Source organism: Faecalispora sporosphaeroides DSM 1294 (assembly GCA_000383295.1).
GTDB lineage: Bacteria > Bacillota > Clostridia > Oscillospirales > Acutalibacteraceae > Faecalispora > Faecalispora sporosphaeroides.
Genome location: KB911072.1, coordinates 1 through 22,107, shown reverse-complemented (window position 1 = coordinate 22,107; position 22,107 = coordinate 1). Strand labels below are relative to the sequence as shown.

The following is a 22,107-nucleotide window of genomic DNA, read 5'->3' as shown; positions in this document are numbered from 1 at the left end:
GATTGTAGATAGAGAAAATAAGGAGATTGTATTATGCTGAAGGTCAATTCAAATTTTGTCAAGCTTCCCCCCAGTTATCTTTTTGTGGATATTGCGAAGAGAGTAAATGAGTTTGTGAAGAACAATCCCGACCGCCCGATCATCCGCCTTGGTATCGGCGATGTGACGCTGCCGCTGCCGCAGGCGGTGGTGAACGCCATGAAGAAGGCCGCCGACGAGATGGGCAAGATGGAAACCTTCCGCGGCTATGGCCCGGAGTGCGGCTATGAATTTCTGCGCCAGGCCATTGCCGACAACGACTTCAAAAAGCGCGGCGTCGATATCGGCATCGACGAGATTTTCGTCAGCGACGGCGCGAAGTGCGACACCGGCAACATCGGCGACATTTTCGGCCAGGACAACGTTGTGGCCGTGTGCGACCCCGTGTACCCGGTGTATGTGGATACCAACGTGATGGCCGGCCGCGCCGGGGAATACGTGGAGGGCAAGGGCTGGAGCCGCATCGTGTACATGCCCTGCGTAAAGGAGAAGAATTTTCTGCCCGACCTGCCCAAGGAACCGGTGGATTTGATCTACCTGTGCTTCCCGAATAACCCGTCTGGCGTAGGCATCAGCAAGGATGAGCTGAAAAAGTGGGTGGATTACGCCAACGAAAACAAGTCGCTCATCCTCTTCGACGCCGCGTATGAGGCGTTCATTACCACCCCCGGTATGCCGCACAGCATTTATGAGATCGAGGGCGCAAAGACCTGCGCGATCGAATTCCGCAGCTTCTCCAAGACCGCGGGCTTTACCGGCACCCGCTGCGCGTTTACCGTGGTGCCGAAGCAGCTCGAGTTTGACGGCGTATCCCTCAACCGCCTGTGGAGCCGCCGCCAGTCCACCAAGATGAACGGCGTTCCCTATGTGATTCAGCGCGCGGCGGAGGCGGTGTATTCCGAAGAGGGCGCAAAGCAGATCCGCGAGAATATCGCCTATTACCAAAACAACGCGAAGATCATCCGCAATGGCTTGGCTGCCGCCGGCTTTGAGGTATACGGCGGGGTGGATTCCCCGTACATCTGGCTCAAGACGCCGGGCGGGCTCACCGCTTGGGAATTCTTCGACCTGCTGCTGCAAAAAACCGGCGTGGTCGGCACTCCGGGCTCCGGCTTCGGCCTTGCCGGGGAGGGGTATTTCCGCCTGACCTCGTTTAATACCAAAGAGAATACGGAAAAGGCTGTGGCAAGAATCATCGAGTCTTTCAAAGCCTGATGCAGCCTGAATTTTCCAATTAACGAAACAGCGGCCCTGCCGCCGGACCCGCCCGATCTTGCGTCTGCCAGGCAGCCGAAGAGCAGGCTCCGGCAGCAGGGCTTACCGGCGGGGTTTGGCCGCCGACAACAAGCCGGGACCATTCCCCGTGCTGCGGCATGTCGCGCGCTGCCGCAGTGACCGTAAATCAGCGGCGCGAAGAAATGGTGGTTTTAGCGTGAAAGCATTATTACTGTTGGAAAACGGAATGGCCTTTGAGGGTCAGGGCTTTGGCGAGCCCCGCGACGTGCTGTGCGAGGTAGTGTTCAACAGCGCCATGTGCGGGTACACCGAGCTGCTTACAGACCCCAGCTATGCGGGCCAGGGCGTTGTGATGACTTACCCCATGATCGGAAACTACGGAATCTGTTATGAGGACGCGGAAGCCGGTCACCCCTGGGTGGAAGCGTTTATCGTTCACTCCGTTTCCGGGATCGCCAGCAATTTTCGCTGTGATATCGACCTGGACGGATACCTGAAAAGCAACCGGATCCCCGGAATCAGCGGGATCGACACCCGTGCGCTCACCCGCTGCCTGCGGGAGAGCGGCACAATGCGCGGCATGCTCTGCTTCGGCGATCAGGTCGACCGCGACGAAATGAAGCGCAAAATCGCCGCGCACGTTGTGCCGAACGGCGTTTCGCAGGTCAGCATCCGCAAGCCGCGCGATTACGGCAACGGTTCGGTCAAGGTGGCGCTGCTCGATTACGGCACCAAAGAGAACATCATTCGCTCGCTTACCCGCCGCGGCTGCACGGTGCGTCGCTTCCCGAACGACACGCCGTTTGAGGAGATCAAGGCATGGAACCCGGACGGCGTGATGCTCTCGAACGGCCCCGGGGATCCGCAGGCCTGCGTGAAAGAGATCGCGGAGCTCAAACGCGTTTACGAGAGCGGCATCCCCACCTTCGCCATCTGTATGGGGCACCAGCTTATGGCGCTCTCGCAGGGCGCGAACACGTACAAGCTCAAGTACGGCCACCGCGGAATCAATCACCCGGTGAAAGAGCTGAAAAGCAACCGCGTGTACATTACCTCGCAGAACCACGGCTATGTGGTGGATGCGGGCACCATCGACTCTTCTGTTGCAGAGGTCAGCTATATCAGCATGAACGACCGGAGCGTAGAGGGCCTCGATTATAAAAACGGCCGTGTGTTCTCCGTACAGTTCCATCCGGAGGCCTGCTCCGGCCCGCTCGACACGGGCTTTTTGTTCGACAGATTTATGGACTTGATGGGAGGGGGCCGCGTATGAGCAAAATCAGCAGCATTCAGAAGGTATTAATCATCGGCTCCGGCCCGATCGTGATCGGCCAGGCCGCCGAGTTTGACTACGCGGGCACGCAGGCCTGCCGCGCGCTGCGCGAGGAGGGCGTGGAGGTCATCCTCGTCAACTCCAACCCCGCGACGATCATGACGGACGGCGAGATCGCCGACAAGGTGTATATTGAACCGCTGACGATCGACACGCTGAAAAAGGTGATCCTGAAGGAGCGGCCCGACAGCGTCCTGCCCACCCTCGGCGGCCAGAACGCCTTAAACCTCGCGGTGGAGCTGGAGGAATCCGGCTTTCTGGCGGAGCATAACGTCCGCATGATCGGCACGAACGCCGATACCATCCGCATGGCGGAGGACCGCGAGCTGTTCAAGGAGGCAATGGCCCGCATTTCCCAGCCCTGCGCCGAAAGCGAGATCGCCGAAACGGTGGAGGACAGCCTGCTCATCGCAAAGCGCATCGGCTACCCCGTGGTGGTGCGCCCCGCGTACACGCTCGGCGGCAGCGGCGGCGGCATCGCCTACACGGAGGAACAGCTCCATGCCATCGCCTCCATGGGCCTGCACCGCAGCCGTGTGAATCAGGTGCTCATCGAGCGCTGCATCTCCGGCTGGAAGGAAATCGAGTACGAGGTGATCCGCGACGGCAACGGCAACTGCATCACCGTCTGCAATATGGAAAACTTCGACCCCGTGGGCGTTCACACTGGCGATTCCATCGTCGTGGCACCCTGCCAGACGCTGGCGGATAAGGAAATCCAGATGCTGCGCAGCGCGTCGATCGCGATCATCAACGAGCTGAAAGTGGAGGGCGGCTGCAATGTGCAGTTTGCGCTGAACCCCGAAAGCTTTGAGTACTGCGTCATCGAGGTAAACCCCCGCGTCAGCCGTTCCTCCGCGTTGGCCTCCAAGGCGACAGGCTACCCGATTGCGAAGGTCGCCTCCAAAATCGCGCTGGGCTATACGCTCGACGAGATTGAGAACGAGATCACCAAAAAAACCTACGCCTGCTTTGAGCCGACGCTCGACTACTGCGTCGTGAAAATCCCGAAGTGGCCGTTTGATAAATTTGTCCACGCCCGCCGCAGCCTCGGCACGCAGATGAAGGCCACCGGCGAGGTGATGGGCATTGCTCCCACCTTTGAGGCTGCCCTGATGAAGGCCATCCGCTGCCTGGAGCAGAACATGTTTGATCTGACCGACGCGGAGCTCGACGGCCTTTCGGATCTTGACGTTTCCGAGCGCATTCACGCAGTGGACGACCGCCGCCTGTTCGCGGTGGCGGAAGCGCTGCGCCGCGGCTTCGCGATGGAGAAAATCCATAGCGTCACAAAGATCGACCGCTGGTTTTTGCAAAAGCTGCAGTCCATCATCGCGGTGGAAAAGCGCCTTGCCAACGAGCCGATGAGCAAAGAGCTGCTCCAGAAAGCCAAATCGTTCGGCTTTCTGGACGAAACCGTCGCGAAATTCTCCGGCATCAGCATTGAGGAGATCCGCGGGCTGAAAGAGAAATGGGCCATTCGCCCCGTATATAAAATGGTCGATACCTGCGCCGCGGAGTTTGAGGCGGAAACGCCTTACTATTATTCGAGCTATGGCGACGAGAATGAATCGCGCCCCGAACGCAGCCGCAAAAAGATCATGGTCATCGGCTCCGGCCCCATCCGCATCGGTCAGGGCATCGAGTTCGACTTCTGCTCCGTTCACAGTGTGTGGGCGCTGAAAAAGCTGGGCTTTGAGACCATTATTGTGAACAATAACCCCGAAACCGTCAGCACGGATTTTGATATTGCCGATAAACTCTACTTTGAACCCTTGACTCCGGAGGACGTTTGGCATATTGTAGAACTAGAAAAACCCGACGGCGCTGTGGTTCAGTTTGGCGGCCAAACCGCCATCAAGCTGGCGGGCGCCATTGAGAAAATGGGGATTCCGCTGCTCGGTACCAGCTTTGACAGCATTGACGAGGCGGAGGATCGTGAGCGGTTCGACGCAATTCTGGCACAGTGCGGCATTCCGCATGCCGCGGGCCGCATGGTGTTTACCTGCGAAGAGGCCTTGCAGGCGGCTCACGAGCTGGGCTACCCCGTGCTGGTGCGTCCGTCTTATGTTTTGGGCGGCCAGGGCATGGACATTGCTTACAGCGACGACGATATCCGCGAGCAGATCGGTATTATCAACACCATCGCGCAGGAGCACCCCATTCTGGTGGATAAGTACCTGATGGGTACCGAGGTGGAGGTGGACGCGGTCTGCGACGGCGTCGACACCGTAATCCCCGGCATCATGCAACACGTGGAGCGCGCGGGCGTTCACTCCGGCGACAGCATCTCGGTCTACCCGGCGCAGAGCCTTTCAAAGCAGGTAGAGGACACGATTGTGGACTACACCAGAAAGCTGGCGCTGGCACTCAGAGTGAGGGGCCTTTTGAATATTCAGTTCATCGTCAAGGATGAGCAGGTGTATATCATTGAGGCGAATCCCCGTTCCTCCCGAACGGTGCCGTATATCAGCAAGATTACGGACATCCCGATCGTTCACCTTGCGGTGCGCACCTTCTTCGGTGAAACGCTGCCGGAAATGGGCTACCAGTACGGCCTGCAGCCGAGCAAGTCGCTCATTGCCATCAAGATGCCGGTGTTCTCGTTTGAAAAGCTGTACGGGGCGGACGTCAACCTCGGGCCGGAGATGAAATCCACCGGCGAGGTGCTCGGCATCGCCAGAAGCTTTGAGGAAGCCATGATCAAGGCGTTCCAGGGCGCGGGCATGCACCTTCTGACCAACGGCAATGTGATCATCACCGTAAAGGATCAGGATAAGGAAGAGGTTCTGCCCATCGCCAAAGGGCTGTGCGACCTCGGCTGGACGATTTATTCCACCGAGGGAACCTCGAACTATCTCAAAGAGAACGGCATACCGAATGTCCGCCTGAACAAGGTGGGCGGCGACGCGCCCGACATTCTGGACGTGATCCTCTCCGGCACCATCGACCTTGTCATCAACACGCCGTCGAAGGGCGCGGAGCACCGCCGCGACGGATTTTTGATCCGCCGCAACACGGTGGAGGCCGGCATTCCATGCCTGACCTCGCTCGACACCGCAAACGCGTTCCTGCGCTGCGTGCAGCACGTGGAGGACACGAACCTTTCCGTAGTGGATATCACAAAGGTTTCGTCCTTTCTGGTATTCTTATAACAAAAAGCGTTTGTTCTTCAAAGCTCTCTCAGCCGTCGGCGGCGTTGCCGCCGGTAACGGCATGAGGTTCTTTCATAAATCGCCCGCGGGCAGCCTGCCGGCGGATCTGCCGCATCGAAGCAGCGCGGGCCTTCTTTTAAGGCCCGCCGATGGAAACAAAAACAGGGGGAAAGAATCATGCAAAAAGGAAATTTACTGTACGAGGGAAAAGCAAAGAAAGTTTACGCTACTGAGGATCCCGCTTGCTACATTGTGGATTATAAGGACGACGCCACCGCGTTCAATGGCCTGAAAAAGGGAACCATTGTCGGCAAGGGCGTCGTGAATAACCGCATGTCCAATTTCATGTTCCAAATGCTGGAAAAAGACGGCATCCCCACTCACTTTGTCAAAGAGCTGAGCGACCGCGAAACGCTGGTGAAAAAGGTAGAGATTGTTCCGCTTGAGGTGATTGTCCGCAATAAGGCGGCCGGCAGCCTTGCCAAACGACTTGGCCTGGAGGAAGGCACCCCCATGCGCACCCCGGTGCTGGAATTCTGTTATAAAAACGACGATCTCGGCGACCCGATGGTGAACGAGTACCACATTCTTGCCGCCGGCTTCGCCACAAAGGAAGAGATCGATATCATCAGCAAGATGGCGCTGCGCATCAATGAGCTGATGTGCGAATTCTTCCGCTCGGTCAACATTGAGCTGATCGATTTCAAGCTCGAGTTCGGCCGCTGCGGCGGCAAGATCATTCTGGCTGACGAGATTTCCCCCGATACCTGCCGCTTCTGGGACATCAACACCCATGAAAAGCTCGACAAAGACCGTTTCCGCCGCGACCTTGGCGGCGTGGAGGAGGCTTATGCCGAAGTGATGAAGCGCATTGGCCTGTAATGAATTTGGCAGCCGTTTCCCTTTGAAAATAGCGTTACAGGAAAACAGCGATCTCTTGCCCTGCCGAAGGCGGAGCAAGAGATCGACAGCCTTTTTGAAAGGGCATGATGATATGCCTGTGCCAAGACTGATGAGGAGTTGAATTTGTTGACGGATTTTGAAGAGTCCTCCTGGAAGCCCCGCGAGGAATGCGGGGTATTTGGGATTTACAGCAAAGCCGGAAAAGAGATTCCGCCTGCTTTCGCGTGCTATAACGGCCTTCTGGCGCTGCAGCACCGCGGGCAGGAGAGCTGCGGCATCGCGGTGAACGACCGTGGGGTGATTTCTTATTTCAAAGACATGGGCTTGGTGTCCGAGGTGTTCAGCGACTCGATTCTGAATCGTTTGAACGGGCAAATCGCCCTTTCTCACGTGCGGTACTCGACCTCGGGCGACAGTGTGCGTGAAAACGCCCAGCCGCTTGTGATGCGCTATATCAAGGGCACGCTGGCGATCGCCCACAACGGCAACCTGACCAACGCCCACGAGCTGCGCCGCGAGCTTGAGAAAAACGGCTGTATTTTTCAAACCACAATCGATTCCGAGGTGATCGCGTATATGATCGCCCGGGAGCGGATCGGCGCAGCCTCCATTGAGGAGGCCGTGTTCCGCGCCATGCAGAAGATCGAGGGCTCGTTCTCTCTTCTGGTTATGAGCCCTCAGAAGCTGATCGCGGTGCGTGACCCCAACGGGTTCCGCCCGCTTTGCATGGGCAAGATCGGCGAGGATATCGTCTTTGCGTCCGAAAGCTGCGCGCTCGACGCGGCGGGCGCGGAATTTGTGCGCGACGTGGAGCCGGGCGAGCTGATCGCCGCAGGCCCCAGCGGGCTGAAATACCTGTACAACAAGGTTCCGGCCCGGCGCTCGCTGTGTGTGTTCGAGTATATTTACTTTGCCCGTACCGACAGCAAAATCGACGGGCTCGGCGTGTACGAGTCCCGCAAAGAAGCGGGCCGTCTGCTGGCGCGCCAAAGCCCCGTGGAGGCCGACGTGGTCATCGGTGTGCCGGAATCCGGCATCGACGCCGCCATCGGGTACAGCGAGGAATCCGGCATCCCATACCAGAAGGGCATCGTCAAGAATTCCTACATTGGCCGCACCTTTATTAAGCCCACGCAGTCCGAGCGCGAGCGCAGTGTGCGCATTAAGCTCAACGCGCTGGAGAGCGAGGTGCGCGGCAAGCGCGTGGTTCTGCTCGACGATTCCATCGTGCGCGGCACGACCAGCGGGCGCATTGTGTCGATGCTGAAGGACGCCGGCGCCAAAGAGGTTCACCTGCGCATCAGCTCGCCGCCGTTTTTGTGGCCCTGCTACTACGGTACGGACATTCCCACCAGGGATGAGCTGATTGCCGTTCAGCACAGCGTGGAGGAAATCGCCAGGATGAATTTTGCGGATTCACTGGCGTTCCTGTCGCTGGACAGCCTGCCCGGCATGCTCCGAGGCAAGTGTTCCGGCTACTGCGACGCGTGCTTCTCCGGGAATTACCCCACCGAGATTCCGCAGGAGATGATCGAGCACAGGCCGCAGAACTACTGTATGCCGATTCAGCGGCTGTAACAGGCTCCCTTTGCTTTTCAAAGCGGCTTTGCGCAAAGCCGCACTCCTGTTTTGCCGCGGGCGGGCAGGAAGCCGGCGCCCTTTGAAAGCGAAAAGATTTGAAACATGCCCCAAAATACGCTTGGAGGTTGCAGTATTGAAAAACACGTACGAATCCCCTCTTTCGGCGCGGTACGCCAGCGCCGAAATGAAGTTTTTATTTTCGCCGGACAAAAAGTTCCGTACCTGGCGCCGCCTTTGGATCGCCCTGGCGGAGTCGGAAATGGAGCTGGGCCTGCCCATTACGCAGGAGCAGATCGATGAAATGCGCCGCTTTGCCGACGACATCAATTACGAGGTTGCCGAGGAGCGCGAGAAGATCGTGCGCCACGACGTAATGGCCCATGTGTATGCCTACGGCGAGCAGTGCCCGAAGGCGCGCCCGATCATTCATCTGGGAGCCACCTCCTGCTATGTGGGGGACAACACCGATATGATCGTCATGACGGAGGCTTTGCGCCTGCTGCGCGACAAGCTCGTCGGCGTCATCCGCATTCTGTCGCGTTTCGCGGTGGAGTACAAAGACCTGCCGACTTTGGCGTTTACGCATTATCAGCCCGCGCAGCCCACCACCGTGGGCAAGCGCGCCACGCTCTGGATTCAGGATCTTCTGATGGATTTGGAGGACGTCGAATACCAGCTCGGCAAGGCAAAGCTCCTCGGCTCGAAGGGTACTACCGGCACACAGGCCAGCTTTTTGGAGTTGTTTGACGGCGATTATGAGAAGGTAAAGGCGCTCGACCGCAAGATTGCGGAGAAGATGGGGTATTCCTCCTGCTTTGCCGTTTCCGGCCAGACGTATTCGAGAAAGCTCGACAGCCAGATTCTTTCCATTCTGAGCGGAATCGCGCAGAGCGCTACCAAGTTCTCGAACGACATCCGCCTTCTGCAGCACATGAAGGAGATCGAGGAGCCCTTTGAGAAAGGGCAGATCGGTTCCTCCGCCATGGCGTACAAGCGCAACCCGATGCGCAGTGAGCGCATCGCCTCTCTGGCGCGTTATGTGATCGTGGACAGCCTGAATCCCGCCATCACAGCCGCCACCCAGTGGTTTGAGCGCACGCTCGACGATTCCGCGAACAAGCGCCTGAGCGTTCCCGAGGCGTTTCTGGCGGTGGACGGCATTCTGGATCTGTACAGCAACGTGGCCGACGGCCTTGTGGTGTACCCCAAGGTAATCGAGCAGCACCTGCTGCGCGAGCTGCCCTTTATGGCCACCGAGAATATCATGATGGACGCGGTCAAGCGCGGGGCGGATCGCCAGCAGCTTCACGAGCAGATCCGCGTGCATTCCATGGAGGCGGCCAGGGTCGTCAAAGAGCAGGGTGGCGAAAACGACCTGCTGGACCGCATCGCAGCGGACCCGGTGTTCGGCGTTACGCGCGAGGAGCTTTCCGGCCTGGTGGATCCGTCGCAGTATACGGGCTGTGCCGCGGAACAAACGCAGGAATTTGTGAGCGGAGTGGTAAATCCCGTCTTGAAGGAATATGATTCCATAGAGATAAAAAAAGTGGAAATTCATTTGTAAACAAAACGTAAAATCCGCGGACAATCCAAAGAAAACCGTAGGCTTTTGGGGTGTTTTGTGGTATGATAATCACGGGCGTTTTAAAGCGCAATTTTAAAAAAACACCGCAGCGGCACGTTGTGCCCGCGGCAGTATGGCCGAAACGGTGGGAGATTGCCAATCGACCCATCTAAGCGATAAGCGGTCGGGACACCCTGATTCAAAAGATGCCCTCGGCGCTCTGCGTCGGCGGTATAAGATTACAAATTGATCCGCTGCCGAATGAAAAGCCGTGGGCGGCGGAAAATATTGGCTGGTGCGGCACCGGCGGAGAGTGAGCAGTACTAATGGTAAAAGCGATAGTAGGCGCCAATTGGGGCGATGAAGGAAAAGGGAAAATTACCGACGTCATGGCGGCGCAGTCCGACATCGTGATCCGGTACCAGGGCGGCAGCAATGCGGGCCATACCATTATCAACGAATATGGCAAGTTCGCGCTGCACCAGCTCCCCTCGGGCGTATTTTACAATCACACGACCAACATCATCGGCAATGGCGTTGCGCTGAGTGTGGAAAACCTCATCAAGGAGATGGATTCCCTGCGTCAGCGCGGAGTTCCGGAGCCGAAGCTGATGGTTTCTGACCGCGTGCAGATTGTAATGCCTTACCATGTTGAAATGGATGCGATGGAGGAAGCGCGTTTGTCCTCCAAGTCCTTTGGCTCCACCAAATCCGGCATCGCGCCGTTTTATTCGGATAAATATGCGAAAATCGGCTTTCAGGTCAGCGAGCTGTACGACGACGAGGCGCAGCTGAAAGAGAAGATTCAGCGGGTTCTGGACGTGAAAAATTCGCTGTACCAGCACCTGTACCACAAAGAGCCGCTGACGGTGGACGCCGTTTATGAAAAACTGATGGAATACCGTCAGATGATCGAGCCCTATGTGGCCGACACCTTCACGTTCCTGCATCGGGCGGTCAAGGAGGGCAAAACCATTTTGCTCGAAGGCCAGCTCGGCGCACTCAAAGACCCGGATTTTGGCATTTACCCCATGGTGACCTCTTCCTCCACTCTGGCCGGCTACGGCGCTGTCGGCGCCGGTGTGCCGCCGTATGAGATCAAGGAGATCATCGCCGTGGTAAAGGCATATTCCAGCGCCGTGGGCGCGGGCGAGTTTGTCAGCGAAATCTTCGGTGAAGAGGCCGACGAGCTGCGCCGCCGCGGCGGCGACGGAGGCGAGTACGGCGCCACAACGGGCCGCCCCCGCAGAATGGGCTGGCTCGATCTCGTGGCCTCGCGCTACGGCTGCGCGGTGCAGGGCGCTACCAGCGTGGCGCTCACCGTGATCGACGTGCTCGGCTACCTCAAGGAGATTCCCGTTTGCGTGGCGTATGAGCTCGACGGCAAGCAGATCGATTATTTCCCGCCAGCCTCTCAGCTGCGCCGGTGCAAGCCGGTGCTGAAGACGATGCCCGGCTGGTGCTGCGATCTGCGCGGCATCACCCGCTACGAGGATCTTCCCGAAAACGCGCGCCGCTACATTGAGTTTGCGGAGGAGCAGATCGGTGTTCCGGTAAAAATCGTGTCGAACGGGCCGTCCCGCAGCGATATTATCTATCGGTAACGGTGTGTCGTTCGATTGCAGAACAGCGCTTTCTCTCCCCGCAGTGTGCAGGGAGAGAAAGCAGGGATTTTTTAAGGCGGAATACCACAAATTCCGCATGGCAAATTTCGTAAACAAAAGCGTCAACTTGAAAAAACGGTTGGCGCTTCTTCCTATTTTTAATTCCTTTACGGCGCATTCACCGAAGAAGTGATTTTGCGTGAAAACAGCAGGTCCTTCCTCCGCCAAAGGCAGGGAAGAAATCGACAGCCTTTTGAAATTGTATTCATACTATCACAGGGAAAGAAAGGTGGCATTTATCATGTGTGGAATCGTTGGTTACATCGGCGGTGATCAGGCGGCACCCATTTTGTTAAACGGTTTGGAAAAGCTGGAATACCGCGGGTATGATTCCGCAGGTATGGCAGTATATACGGGGGATGCGCTGCGCGTTGTGAAAAGCAAGGGGCGCTTGCAGGTGCTCAGCGACCTGGTGGACGGCGGAAAGTCGCTGCAGGGTACGGTCGGCATCGGCCATACCCGCTGGGCGACCCATGGCAAGCCCTCCGACGTCAACTCCCATCCGCAGGTGAGCAATTCCGGAAAATTCGCGGTGGTGCATAACGGCATCATCGAAAATTATCAGGAGCTCAAAGAAAAGCTGATCAAGAAGGGCGTCAGCTTCGTATCGGAAACAGATACTGAGGTTGTGGCCCAGCTGCTGGAATACTATTACGACGGCGATATTCTTGATGCGTTCATTCGCGTGATTTCGCGCCTGCAGGGCTCTTATGCGCTCGGCATCCTGTGCGTGGATGATCCCGATAAGCTGTACGCGGTGCGCAAAGACAGCCCGCTGGTGGTCGGCCTTGGCGAGCACGAAAACTATGTTGCTTCCGACATTCCCTCCATCCTGAACCGCACCCGCAATTTTTACCGCCTGAAGGACAACGAGATCGTTGAGCTGACCCGCGACAGCGTGCGGATCTTCAATATGGAGAAGGAGCCCATCGAAAAAGAGCTGGTTCACATCGACTGGGATCTTTCCGCTGCGGAAAAGGGCGGCTACGAGCACTTTATGTTCAAGGAGATCATGGAGCAGCCCAAAGCGCTGCGCGACACGATCTCTCCCCGTGTGAAAGACGGCCGCATCACGCTTGACAACGTGACCCTCACGGCGGAGCAGCTCCACAAGTTCAACCGCATCAGCATCGTGGCCTGCGGCTCCGCGTACCATGTGGGCGTGGTGGCAAAATACGTGATCGAAAAGCTGACCCGCATCCCGGTGGAAGTGGATGTTGCCTCCGAATTCCGTTACCGCCAGCCGATTCTCGATAAAAACTCTCTGGTGATTGTCATCAGCCAGTCCGGCGAAACGGCAGATACGCTGGCGGCTCTTCGCGAAGCCAAGCGCCTTGGCGCGCGCATCATTTCGATCGTGAACGTGGTGGGCAGTTCCATCGCTAACGATTCCGATGATGTTCTGTATACCTGGGCGGGCCCCGAAATCGCGGTGGCCACGACAAAGGCGTACAGCACACAGCTGGCGGTTGTGTATCTGCTGGCCATTTATATGGCGGATCTGCTCGGCCGCCTGACCCCCGAAGAATACGCGGATTACGTCAAGGAGCTGCAGGAGCTGCCGGATAAGGTGGAAAAGACGTTAGAAAACAAAGAGAATATTCAGTATTTTGCGTCGAAGCATTTCAGCGCGAAGGATATTTTCTTCATCGGCCGCAATCTGGACTACGCCATTTCTCTGGAAGGCTCTTTGAAGCTGAAGGAAATTTCGTACATTCATTCCGAAGCCTACGCCGCTGGCGAGCTGAAGCACGGAACGATCTCTCTGATGGAGGAGGGAACGCTGGTTGTGGCGGTCGCCACGCACCAGCAGCTGCTCGAGAAAATGATGAGCAACGTGATTGAGGTGAGAAGCCGCGGCGCGCTGGTGCTGGGCCTGACCACCGAAGACAACGCGCAGGAGATCGGAAAGGACATGGATTTCCTGTTCTCAGTGCCGACGGCCTGCGAAATCATGCGGCCGTCCCTCGCGGTGATACCGCTGCAGCTGTTTGCGTACTACGTGGCGTCCATGAAGGGCTGCGATATTGATAAGCCGCGCAATCTGGCAAAATCCGTGACTGTGGAATAACTGAGGAATAGGGGAATTTTATGACGATTCATAACGAGGCTGTTTTAATTTTGGATTTCGGCGGACAGTACAGCCAGCTGATCGCGCGCCGTGTGCGTGACCTGAATGTGTACTGCGAAATCAAATCGTACAAAACGTCGGTTGAGGAGATTCAGAAGGCGGGCTATAAAGGGATTATTTTTACCGGCGGCCCCAACAGCGCCTATGCTCCCGGAGCACCCGGCTGCGATAAAGAAATTTTCGAGCTCGGGGTTCCGATTCTGGGAATTTGCTACGGCGCGCAGCTGATGGCCTATAAGCTGGGCGGCAGGGTGGAGCCCTCTACCGTGAAGGAGTACGGAAAGACCCCGGTGGAGTTTGATCTTTCCTCCGGGCTGTTTCACGGGGTGGAGCAAACCAGCGTGTGCTGGATGAGCCATACCGATAAAATCGTCGCGCTGCCCGAGGGATTCACGGCGCGCGCTCACAGCCGCGCCTGCCCTGTGGCGGCAATGGAAAATGCGGAGAAGCGCCTGTACGGCGTGCAGTTTCACCCCGAGGTGGAGCATACCGTGCAGGGCAACGAATACCTGAAAAACTTTTTGTACCGTGTCTGCGGCTGCTCCGGCGACTGGCGGATGGATGCCTTCGCGGCGGAAACCGTCCGCCAGATCAAGGAGCGCGTCGGCGACAAGAAGGTGCTTTGCGCGCTCTCCGGCGGCGTGGATTCCTCCGTGGCCGCGGTGCTGGTGCACAAGGCCATCGGCAAGAACCTGACCTGCATCTTCGTCGACCACGGCCTTCTGCGCAAGGACGAGGGCGATCAGGTGGAGCAGGTGTTCCGCAGGCAGTTTGACATGAACCTGATCCGCGTGAACGCGCAGGAGCGTTTTCTGTCGCGTTTGGCGGGGGTATCTGAGCCGGAAGCGAAGCGCAAGATCATTGGCGAGGAGTTCATCCGCGTCTTTGAGGAAGAGGCCAAAAGGCTTGGCCATATGGATTATCTGTGCCAGGGCACGATTTACCCGGACGTGGTCGAAAGCGGCGTGGGCGAAGCGGCGGTCATTAAGAGCCACCACAACGTGGGCGGTCTGCCGGAGGACATCGGCTTTACCGGCCTTGTTGAGCCGCTGCGTGACCTGTTCAAGGACGAGGTTCGCCGCGTCGGCCTGGAGCTTGGCATTCCCGAGTTCCTCGTCTTCCGCCAGCCGTTCCCAGGCCCGGGCCTTGCGATCCGCGTACTCGGCGATATTACCGAGGCGAAACTTGACCTTCTGCGAGAGGCCGACGCAATTTTCCGTGAGGAGATTGCCACAGCTGGTCTTGACAGACAGATCAACCAGTACTTTGCGGTGCTCACCGGTATGCAGAGTGTTGGCGTGATGGGCGACGGCCGTACCTACGACTTTACCGTCGCGCTGCGCGGTGTGACCACCACTGACTTTATGACGGCGGACTGGGCCAGAATCCCCTACGATGTTCTGGCGAAGGTTTCAAATCGCATCATCAACGAGGTGAGCGGCATCAACCGCATTGTGTACGATATCACCAGCAAGCCCCCGGCCACCATTGAGTGGGAATAATCTCAGAGGTCGAAAAAGCCCAGTGAACACTGGACTTTTCGAGGATTAGAGCCTTTCGTGGCAACGAAATGGCAACATAATTTCATTATTCAAAGAGAAAGAGCTAACTGATTTTGATTAAGTCAGTTAGCTCTTTTTGATTTGCTATTTATTTAATTGTCAGGCCTTTTCAAGGCTTCAACGAGCAGATCGCTAAGTTCCTGTGAAGGAACTTTCACCCAACGCTGTGTGGTATCGAACTCGGGATAGCGGTACCGCCAACGGTCATATTCCTCCTGCGTGATCTCGCCCACTTTCAGCATGGCAGCAGTCTGACGCCAGGCGCACAGCATTTCGTGCAGACGGGCAGCATCCTTGTTTTTGCGAATGTCGACCTTCAAGCAGACTTCCCCATCTGCCTCGTCGATCTTGAGGCCGTATCTGTCCTCCAGCGTAAACAGCGTGTGCATCAGTCCAATATAGGAGTCTATATCCGGCACGGCCAACGCCTGCGGAGAGACATCCAAGGCATTGGCCAGAGATGCGGTCAAGTCTGCTTTCGGGGTTCTTGCCCCTGTTTCATACTGTGCCAGACGAACATCAGCGGACTTCTCCGGAAAGCCCAACAATTGTCCAAGGTATTTCTGTGTCATACCACGCATATTGCGGAAAAAGTGAATTCTTTCACCAATCGCCATAACAGCCATCTCCTGTATGTATCTTATGATATGCACAGTATAGCAGAAATGTTTAGGACAGTCAATATGAATCTAAATAATTTTGTTTAATATTCTCCCTGCAAACCACTTAACATTAACAGAAATGCTTAGTATAATGATAGCAAAGCTAAGCTATTTTGCTTAGTCAACTGAATATGGCATGATAATACTCGCTCGGGCAAATCGGAGGCGACAAGAAAGTATCCGACACGAAATAAGAATTATTATGTCAGGAATCAAAAATCACAAGGAGGCGATGCACAAAGCAGAATGAACACAACCGAATAGCAGCGGCAGGACAGTAAAACACAGGAGGTACGTCTATTGAACGAGAACAGCTTTATGAAAGTCAATGATGTGGCACAGGAACTGGGTATATCCGTCTCCCATGCCTACAAGATCATGCAGCAGCTCAACAGGGAGCTGAAAGAAAAAGGTTATATGACCATTGCGGGGAGGGTCAACCGCAAATACTTTATGGAAAAGTTCTGCTACAGCGGAACAGAAAGGAAGTAATCCTATGGCTGTTTATAAGGAAGAAAAGACCGGTACTTGGCGAGTGATCTACCGCTATACCGATTGGACAGGCGAAAAGAAGCAGACGCAGAAGCGAGGATTTCAAACCAAACGAGAAGCACAGGCTTGGGAGCGTGAACAACTCCGCAAGGCAACCTCCGATCTGGATATGACCTTCAAGAGTTTCGTGGAGCAGTACACGGCAGATATGCAGACCCGTATCAAGGAAAACACCTGGGCAACCAAGGAGCATATCATCCGCTCCAAACTGCTGCCGTACTTTGGAAAGCTCAAGATGTGTAATATCACTGCCCAGCAGATCATCACATGGCAGAACGATCTTCTGAACTACAAGGATGAAAAAGGCAAGTCTTACTCCCCGGTATATCTCAAAACCGTCCACAATCAGCTCAGCGCCATCTTCAACCATGCGGTAAAGTTCTATAACCTCCGGGAAAATCCCTGTAAGAAAGCTGGCAGCATGGGCAAGAAGAAAAACCGTGAAATGTTGTTCTGGACGAAAGAGGAATATCTGAAATTCGCAGAAGTGATGATGGACAAGCCCCAGTTCTACTACGCATTTGAAATGCTCTACTGGTGCGGTATCCGTGAGGGTGAGCTGTTGGCACTCACCCCGGCAGATTTCGATCTCAAGAAAGGAATGGTGAGCATCAACAAGTCCTATCAGCGTTTGAACGGGCAGGATGTTATCACCACTCCCAAAACAGAAAAGAGCAACCGTGTCATTACCATGCCGCAGTTTCTCATTGAGGAAATTCATGATTACTTGAAGCAGCTCTATGACATTGGTGAAAACGATCGAATGTTCCTTGTGACCAAGAGCGGTCTGCACAGGGAAATGGACAGGGGCGCAAAGGAAGCTGGGGTAAAGCGTATCAGAATCCACGATATCCGTCACAGCCATGTTTCACACTTGATTGATATGGGATTCTCCGCTACGGCTATTGCTGACCGTGTGGGGCATGAGAGTATCGACATCACTTACAACTATGCTCATCTGTTCCCGTCCAAGCAGACGGAGATGGCAGACAAATTGAATATGGAAAGGAGAGCATGATTATGTCAGCAAAGAACATGGACAATCACAACCGATGGAGAAACAGGACGGTGGCGTTCCGAGTATCGGACGAGGAAAACGCACAGATCGACCTCGCTGTAAAGCTCACAGGGCTTACCAAACAGGACTATATCACCCGCAGACTTCTCTGCAAAGATGTGGTGGTACAGGGAAATCCGAGAGTATTCAAGGCGCTTAGAGATCAACTTGGTGCTGTTCTGGATGAGCTTCGGCGCATTGAGGCCGGCGATGGCGTGAATGACGAGCTGCTGGACGCCATCAATCTGATTGCAGACATTATGGACGGAATGAAGGAGGACAGTGCCTATGGGAATTGACAAGAAAGAAAAGACTGCCCCGGTTCCCTCTGTTGGCGCAGAGGAAGGGCAGTCATTTCAAACAAAGTCTGATAGTAGTATACCCATTTCCAACACAGAAATCAATTACCCTGACGAAAACTCTTCGGAAAATCTGGAAGAACTTTATCGTCAGATGCAGCGCATGGCAAGTCCGTACTATCTGCATACGGTTTCCATGACCGAGCTGTATCAGACCACCTACAAGAGCAGACCGCCGATCATCGACGGTTTGCTCTACGGCGGGGCATATATTCTCGCCGGTGCGCCGAAGATCGGCAAGTCCTTTCTGGTGGCTCAGATCGCCTATCATGTCAGCACAGGAGAAAAGCTGTGGGAGTTTGAAGTCCATCAAGGAACGGTGCTTTACCTCGCCTTGGAGGATGATTACCAGCGTATTCAAAGGCGTATGTTTATGATGTACGGAGTCGAGGACAGCGACAAGCTTCACTTTGCTACGGCAGCAAATAAGATTGGAAACGGGCTGGATGAACAGCTTGAATTTTTCGTGAGAGAGCATCCCGACACCAAGCTCATCATTATCGACACCATGCAGAAAATTCGTGAGATTGGCGGCGAAGCCTACAGCTACGCCAGTGATTATGAAATCATCGGCAAACTCAAACAGTTTGCCGACAAGTACGGTATCTGCGTTCTGATCGTCCATCACACAAGAAAGCAACCCGCCGGAGATAGCTTTGAGATGATTTCCGGCACAACAGGATTGCTGGGCTGTGCCGATGGGGCTCTGCTGATGCAGAAGAAAAAGCGCACTGCACTGGAAGCGACCGTTGATGTGGTGGGGCGTGACCAGCAAGACCAGATTCTCTATCTGAGCAAAGACCCAAACACACAGATATGGAACCTGGAACGGACGGAAACAGAACTGCACCGGGAGCCGCCTGACAAGGTGTTGGAAGCCGTTGCAAGGCTCGTTTCGACAGAGCAGAGGGAATGGACGGGTTCTCCCTCAGAACTTGCAGAAGCGGTCAATACGGGCATGGCGGCAAATGCTCTGACCAAGTATCTGAATGTCAAATGTGGCAGGCTCAAAGACGAATACAGCATCAGTTATGAGAACAAAGCCAGACACTCGGGGCGCAGGGTTACGCTGATCTTGTTGCCCTTAGAATCATCTCGGTAAACCGAAGTGCGACGGTTGCGACGGTTGCAACGATGATAATGATACCACAAAAACCACCGTCGCTATCGTCGCTATCGTTGCGGACAATGTGGCAAGTTCCCAAATTGGGAACTTGCCAGAAAGGAAACGAACTGAATGAAATCTGTACAGATACCCTATGAGCTGTTCGTCGATCTGGTACTTTACCACCTGAACGGCGAGGACGATTTTGACGAGGACATCCGGCGAGGGTTGGAGCAAAAGTTGGATGCCATGCTCAACCGCCAGCTCTATTCGCAATATAAGACAGCCCCCACCGAGGAACAGCGTGAACAGGCAAGGCAGGAATATCTTGACCGCCGTGGAGTGCCGCAGAGCTACCGCTGGACAACTCCTCCTTGGGAGCTATGACAGGAGCGTGCCACGCTCCTGTGCTCGGCAGACAAGGCAAAACATTGGCTGACACAGCCCTGGCGCATCCCCCGTCCCCATCGAAAAATCCGCAGATTTTGAGATGGATGGCAGAGTAGATTTTCATAATCTGCTCTGCTTGTGGGCGGCGGCATTGGAGCAAATTCAGTTGCGGAAAGGCTGACGGTCACACTGCGTTTGAGGATGTGGGTACTACTCACAAGCCGAAAAAGGCGGCAAGGCATCCTCAGATGCCGCATACCCCCTCGGAGAGCCCACGATACTTTGCAGCCGCAGGATGAAAGTATCATAGTGGGTTATTACACTTCCGCAGAAGTGTTTCCCAAAAACGCTATCCCGTACCACCAACCAAAATTACAGGAGGAAATGCCTATGGCAAGAGGCGACGGTATTCACCGTACCAGCGCAAGAAATATGAGAATGACAACGGATAAAGTTTCCAACGCTCAAGGTCATAATGAGCGTGAAAAAGAAAGCTATGTCAACCAGGACATTGTGCCGGAACGACAAAGCATGAATGTCCATTTCAAAACACCCACCGCCGACTACATCGCAATGTTCGATCAGATGGTGGCAGACGGGACAATCTCCACCCGTGGTCTAAAGGCCGATGCAGAGAAATTCGGTGAGCTGATCTTCGATGTAAACTCCGCATACTTTTACAATCACGGCGGCTATGACTTTGCAAAACAATTCTACGCCGAAGCCTACAAAAGCGCAATCGAAATTGTGGGCGGCGAGCAATATATCCTCTCGGCTGTGATGCACGCCGATGAACGCAATCGGGCAATGTCTGAAGCGTTAGGAGAGGATGTGTACCACTACCATCTTCACGTGGTCTATATCCCCGTTGTGGAGAAAGAAATCCGCTGGTCGAAACGATGCAAGGACGAATCACTCCGTGGCACCGTCAAGGAGCGTATCATGCAGGTCAGTATGAGCAAAAAGTGGGATTCCAAGCCGGCACTTGACGAGGATGGGCAGGAGCTTCGCACGAAGTCCGGCAAGCCCGTTCTGAAAAAATCCTATTCTGTGTTGCAAGACGATTTCTTTATTCACATGAGAACTGCTGGATATACTGACATCGAACGTGGTGAGCGTGGCAGCTCCGAGGAACATCTGACAGTTACACAATTCAAAGTGGAGCGTGAGCAGGAACGCCTTGCAGACCTCACTGAGCAGACACAGCAGAAAGAAGCAGAAGCTGCGGCTTTGGATAAGAAAATTGAAAAGACCAGACAGAGGAAAGTTGACATTGAGAGTATTGATAAAATCGAAGCCAGGCCTGTCATGCTCTCCCCGTCGAGAGTATCACTTGAAAAAACCGAGTATGAAACGCTGGCTGCCGCTGCAAAGAAATACTACGCACAGGAAAAACATGAAGGCAAGCTGAAAAAGCTCCTAAATGATGCGAAGAAAACCATTGCCGATCTGAAGGCAAAAATCGAATCGCTGGTAACGGAACTCTCTGCGGTCAAGGCAGAGCTGGCTCAATACAAGCCCATCCGTGGTAAGCTCCGCACAGCGGATCTGGAGCAGGAAAATGACCGGCTCCGCAGCAGACTTCGCACCTATGAGGAAGTGATTTCACACAACAATCTGTGGCCTTACTTCTCCCGACACAGAGAGAAAACGCCCACAAGGGACGATGTCCGTTGATTCCCGTGTAGAGCTGGAAAAATCGCAAATTATCAAATGGGAGCGTTCAAATCGTACCGCACGTCGTTTGGGCGCTCCCTATCCAAAAGTCAGCTCACTTTTACAGGTGATGAGCTGAGAAAAATTCGTGAAAAACAGGAGGTTTTATGAGAACAGGTCTTTCCAAGAAACAGAAATCAACCAACATCTATTTTAACGAAGCAGACAGTATAATTGAGGTCTGTACCTACAATACCGCACTCAAAAACAGGCTCGCCGAGTACGCCGGGAAATATCCCTCTGAGTGTCGGTTGATCGACGATGACGGAAACGGCTGTCTAACCTTTGAGGTCAGTAAAGGGCGATTCGGTTTCAAGCTGACAGCCCCCTATGACGAAAGCCGCCGCAAAGCTGCCAGCGAACTGGCAAAGAAAAACACCGAAAGATTAAGGCGGCAAGAACAATGAGAATCCTATCCTGTGCGTTCAACATGGATACCGCCTGCGTTGAGCTGAAATTCGATGACGGTAGCATGATAGCGATTGATACAATCGCCGTGGAGAATGAAGTGACCGACAATATGTATCAGCGGTCAGAACTGGACTATCTGATCTACAATGACCCGGTGGCATACGCCGAGCTGATACTCAATGGCAATCCCGAGACCTATCTGAGAACCGTAACCGAATACAAGCATTTGGATAGCTGACCGCTCGCCGCCCGTGGGAGAAATCCTGCGGGCGGTATTCTCATTTCTTCAAAAGTAATATTCACGATCTCGTGAGATATTCTTGAAAATTCGTGTTGCATGTGATATAATAATGCCGAAACCAACGAGATGGAGTGTTTTTGGGGTAAATTGCAAAAGTAACTTCCAGTTTGCATGACTTACTTCCAGTTCTCCAAAGTTCTTGCAAGACTAAATTCCGTAAAAACACGGTCCTCCCCGCAAGGCCGGAAGTAAGTTTTACAAACATTGGTCAAACCGGAAGTTACTCTTACAAAGGGAATTGAATATTTTTAACCGGCGTGTTAGCATATATACGAGCCGGACACCCATCATATAAATGGGCATGCCAAGCGGAGGTCGAAGCGTTTTTGCAAAATTTGCAAAGATAACTTCCACCCCTGGATGCGGATATATTCCGAATGGCGGCA

Annotated in this window: 17 protein-coding genes and 1 pseudogene; 17 read left to right on the top strand and 1 reads right to left on the bottom strand. The window is 54.7% G+C overall.

What is annotated here, in order from left to right:
* Positions 1-33 precede the first annotated feature (33 nt).
* The 9 genes from G340_RS0112080 (at position 34) to guaA (ending at position 15,108) form a co-directional block, all read left to right on the top strand.
* On the top strand, positions 34-1,254 hold the full coding sequence (locus G340_RS0112080) for an LL-diaminopimelate aminotransferase (protein WP_020073909.1): 1,221 nt from the start codon (positions 34-36) through the stop codon (positions 1,252-1,254).
* Between the two features lie 217 nt (positions 1,255-1,471).
* On the top strand, positions 1,472-2,548 hold the full coding sequence (locus tag G340_RS0112075) for a carbamoyl phosphate synthase small subunit (RefSeq protein WP_027103988.1): 1,077 nt from the start codon (positions 1,472-1,474) through the stop codon (positions 2,546-2,548).
* The gene (gene carB, locus G340_RS0112070; RefSeq protein ID WP_020073907.1) at positions 2,545-5,763 is read left to right on the top strand and encodes a carbamoyl-phosphate synthase large subunit; all 3,219 of its coding nucleotides are present in this window, start codon (positions 2,545-2,547) and stop codon (positions 5,761-5,763) included. Before G340_RS0112075 ends, carB begins: the two co-directional genes overlap by 4 nt.
* Before the next feature lie 177 nt (positions 5,764-5,940).
* Complete coding sequence (gene purC / locus G340_RS0112060) at positions 5,941-6,645, top strand: phosphoribosylaminoimidazolesuccinocarboxamide synthase (RefSeq protein WP_020073906.1); 705 nt, start codon at positions 5,941-5,943, stop codon at positions 6,643-6,645.
* A gap of 147 nt (positions 6,646-6,792) precedes the next feature.
* Positions 6,793-8,244, top strand: coding sequence for an amidophosphoribosyltransferase (purF, locus tag G340_RS0112055; RefSeq protein ID WP_020073905.1), 1,452 nt, complete (start codon positions 6,793-6,795; stop codon positions 8,242-8,244).
* A gap of 136 nt (positions 8,245-8,380) precedes the next feature.
* Positions 8,381-9,811: an adenylosuccinate lyase gene (gene purB, locus G340_RS0112050; protein WP_020073904.1), complete on the top strand. Its 1,431-nt coding sequence runs from the start codon at positions 8,381-8,383 to the stop codon at positions 9,809-9,811.
* Between the two features lie 326 nt (positions 9,812-10,137).
* Positions 10,138-11,415, top strand: a complete 1,278-nt coding sequence (locus G340_RS0112045; protein ID WP_020073903.1) for an adenylosuccinate synthase — start codon at positions 10,138-10,140, stop codon at positions 11,413-11,415.
* 301 nt (positions 11,416-11,716) lie between these two features.
* The gene (glmS, locus tag G340_RS0112040) at positions 11,717-13,546 is read left to right on the top strand and encodes a glutamine--fructose-6-phosphate transaminase (isomerizing) (protein ID WP_027103987.1); all 1,830 of its coding nucleotides are present in this window, start codon (positions 11,717-11,719) and stop codon (positions 13,544-13,546) included.
* A gap of 26 nt (positions 13,547-13,572) precedes the next feature.
* Positions 13,573-15,108, top strand: coding sequence for a glutamine-hydrolyzing GMP synthase (gene guaA / locus G340_RS0112035; RefSeq protein WP_027103986.1), 1,536 nt, complete (start codon positions 13,573-13,575; stop codon positions 15,106-15,108).
* Positions 15,109-15,260: 152 nt separating this feature from the next.
* Here the strand turns inward: guaA and G340_RS0112030 are convergent, their stop codons facing one another.
* Complete coding sequence (locus G340_RS0112030) at positions 15,261-15,785, bottom strand: helix-turn-helix domain-containing protein (protein WP_020073900.1); 525 nt, start codon at positions 15,783-15,785, stop codon at positions 15,261-15,263.
* A gap of 342 nt (positions 15,786-16,127) precedes the next feature.
* Between G340_RS0112030 and G340_RS0112025 the strand changes: the two are divergent.
* From G340_RS0112025 to G340_RS0111990, 8 genes and pseudogenes are all read left to right on the top strand, one after another.
* Positions 16,128-16,322, top strand: a pseudogene (locus G340_RS0112025) (helix-turn-helix domain-containing protein); the annotation flags it as partial.
* A gap of 4 nt (positions 16,323-16,326) precedes the next feature.
* Positions 16,327-17,400 carry a site-specific integrase gene (locus tag G340_RS0112020; protein ID WP_020073898.1) on the top strand — a complete coding sequence of 358 codons (1,074 nt, stop codon included), beginning with the start codon at positions 16,327-16,329 and terminating at the stop codon, positions 17,398-17,400.
* Between the two features lie 2 nt (positions 17,401-17,402).
* Positions 17,403-17,738 (top strand): plasmid mobilization protein, encoded by a 336-nt coding sequence (locus G340_RS0112015; protein ID WP_020073897.1) that lies wholly within the window; start codon positions 17,403-17,405, stop codon positions 17,736-17,738.
* The gene (locus G340_RS0112010; protein ID WP_020073896.1) at positions 17,728-18,900 is read left to right on the top strand and encodes an AAA family ATPase; all 1,173 of its coding nucleotides are present in this window, start codon (positions 17,728-17,730) and stop codon (positions 18,898-18,900) included. Before G340_RS0112015 ends, G340_RS0112010 begins: the two co-directional genes overlap by 11 nt.
* Positions 18,901-19,035: 135 nt before the next feature.
* Complete coding sequence (locus G340_RS0112005) at positions 19,036-19,290, top strand: hypothetical protein (protein ID WP_020073895.1); 255 nt, start codon at positions 19,036-19,038, stop codon at positions 19,288-19,290.
* Between the two features lie 393 nt (positions 19,291-19,683).
* On the top strand, positions 19,684-20,970 hold the full coding sequence (locus tag G340_RS0112000; RefSeq protein ID WP_020073894.1) for a plasmid recombination protein: 1,287 nt from the start codon (positions 19,684-19,686) through the stop codon (positions 20,968-20,970).
* 146 nt (positions 20,971-21,116) lie between these two features.
* Positions 21,117-21,416, top strand: coding sequence for a hypothetical protein (locus tag G340_RS0111995; protein ID WP_020073893.1), 300 nt, complete (start codon positions 21,117-21,119; stop codon positions 21,414-21,416).
* A complete protein-coding gene (locus G340_RS0111990) occupies positions 21,413-21,658 on the top strand; it encodes a DUF6061 family protein (RefSeq protein WP_020073892.1) in 246 nt (81 codons plus the stop codon). Before G340_RS0111995 ends, G340_RS0111990 begins: the two co-directional genes overlap by 4 nt.
* The last annotated feature ends 449 nt before the right edge of the window (positions 21,659-22,107 follow it).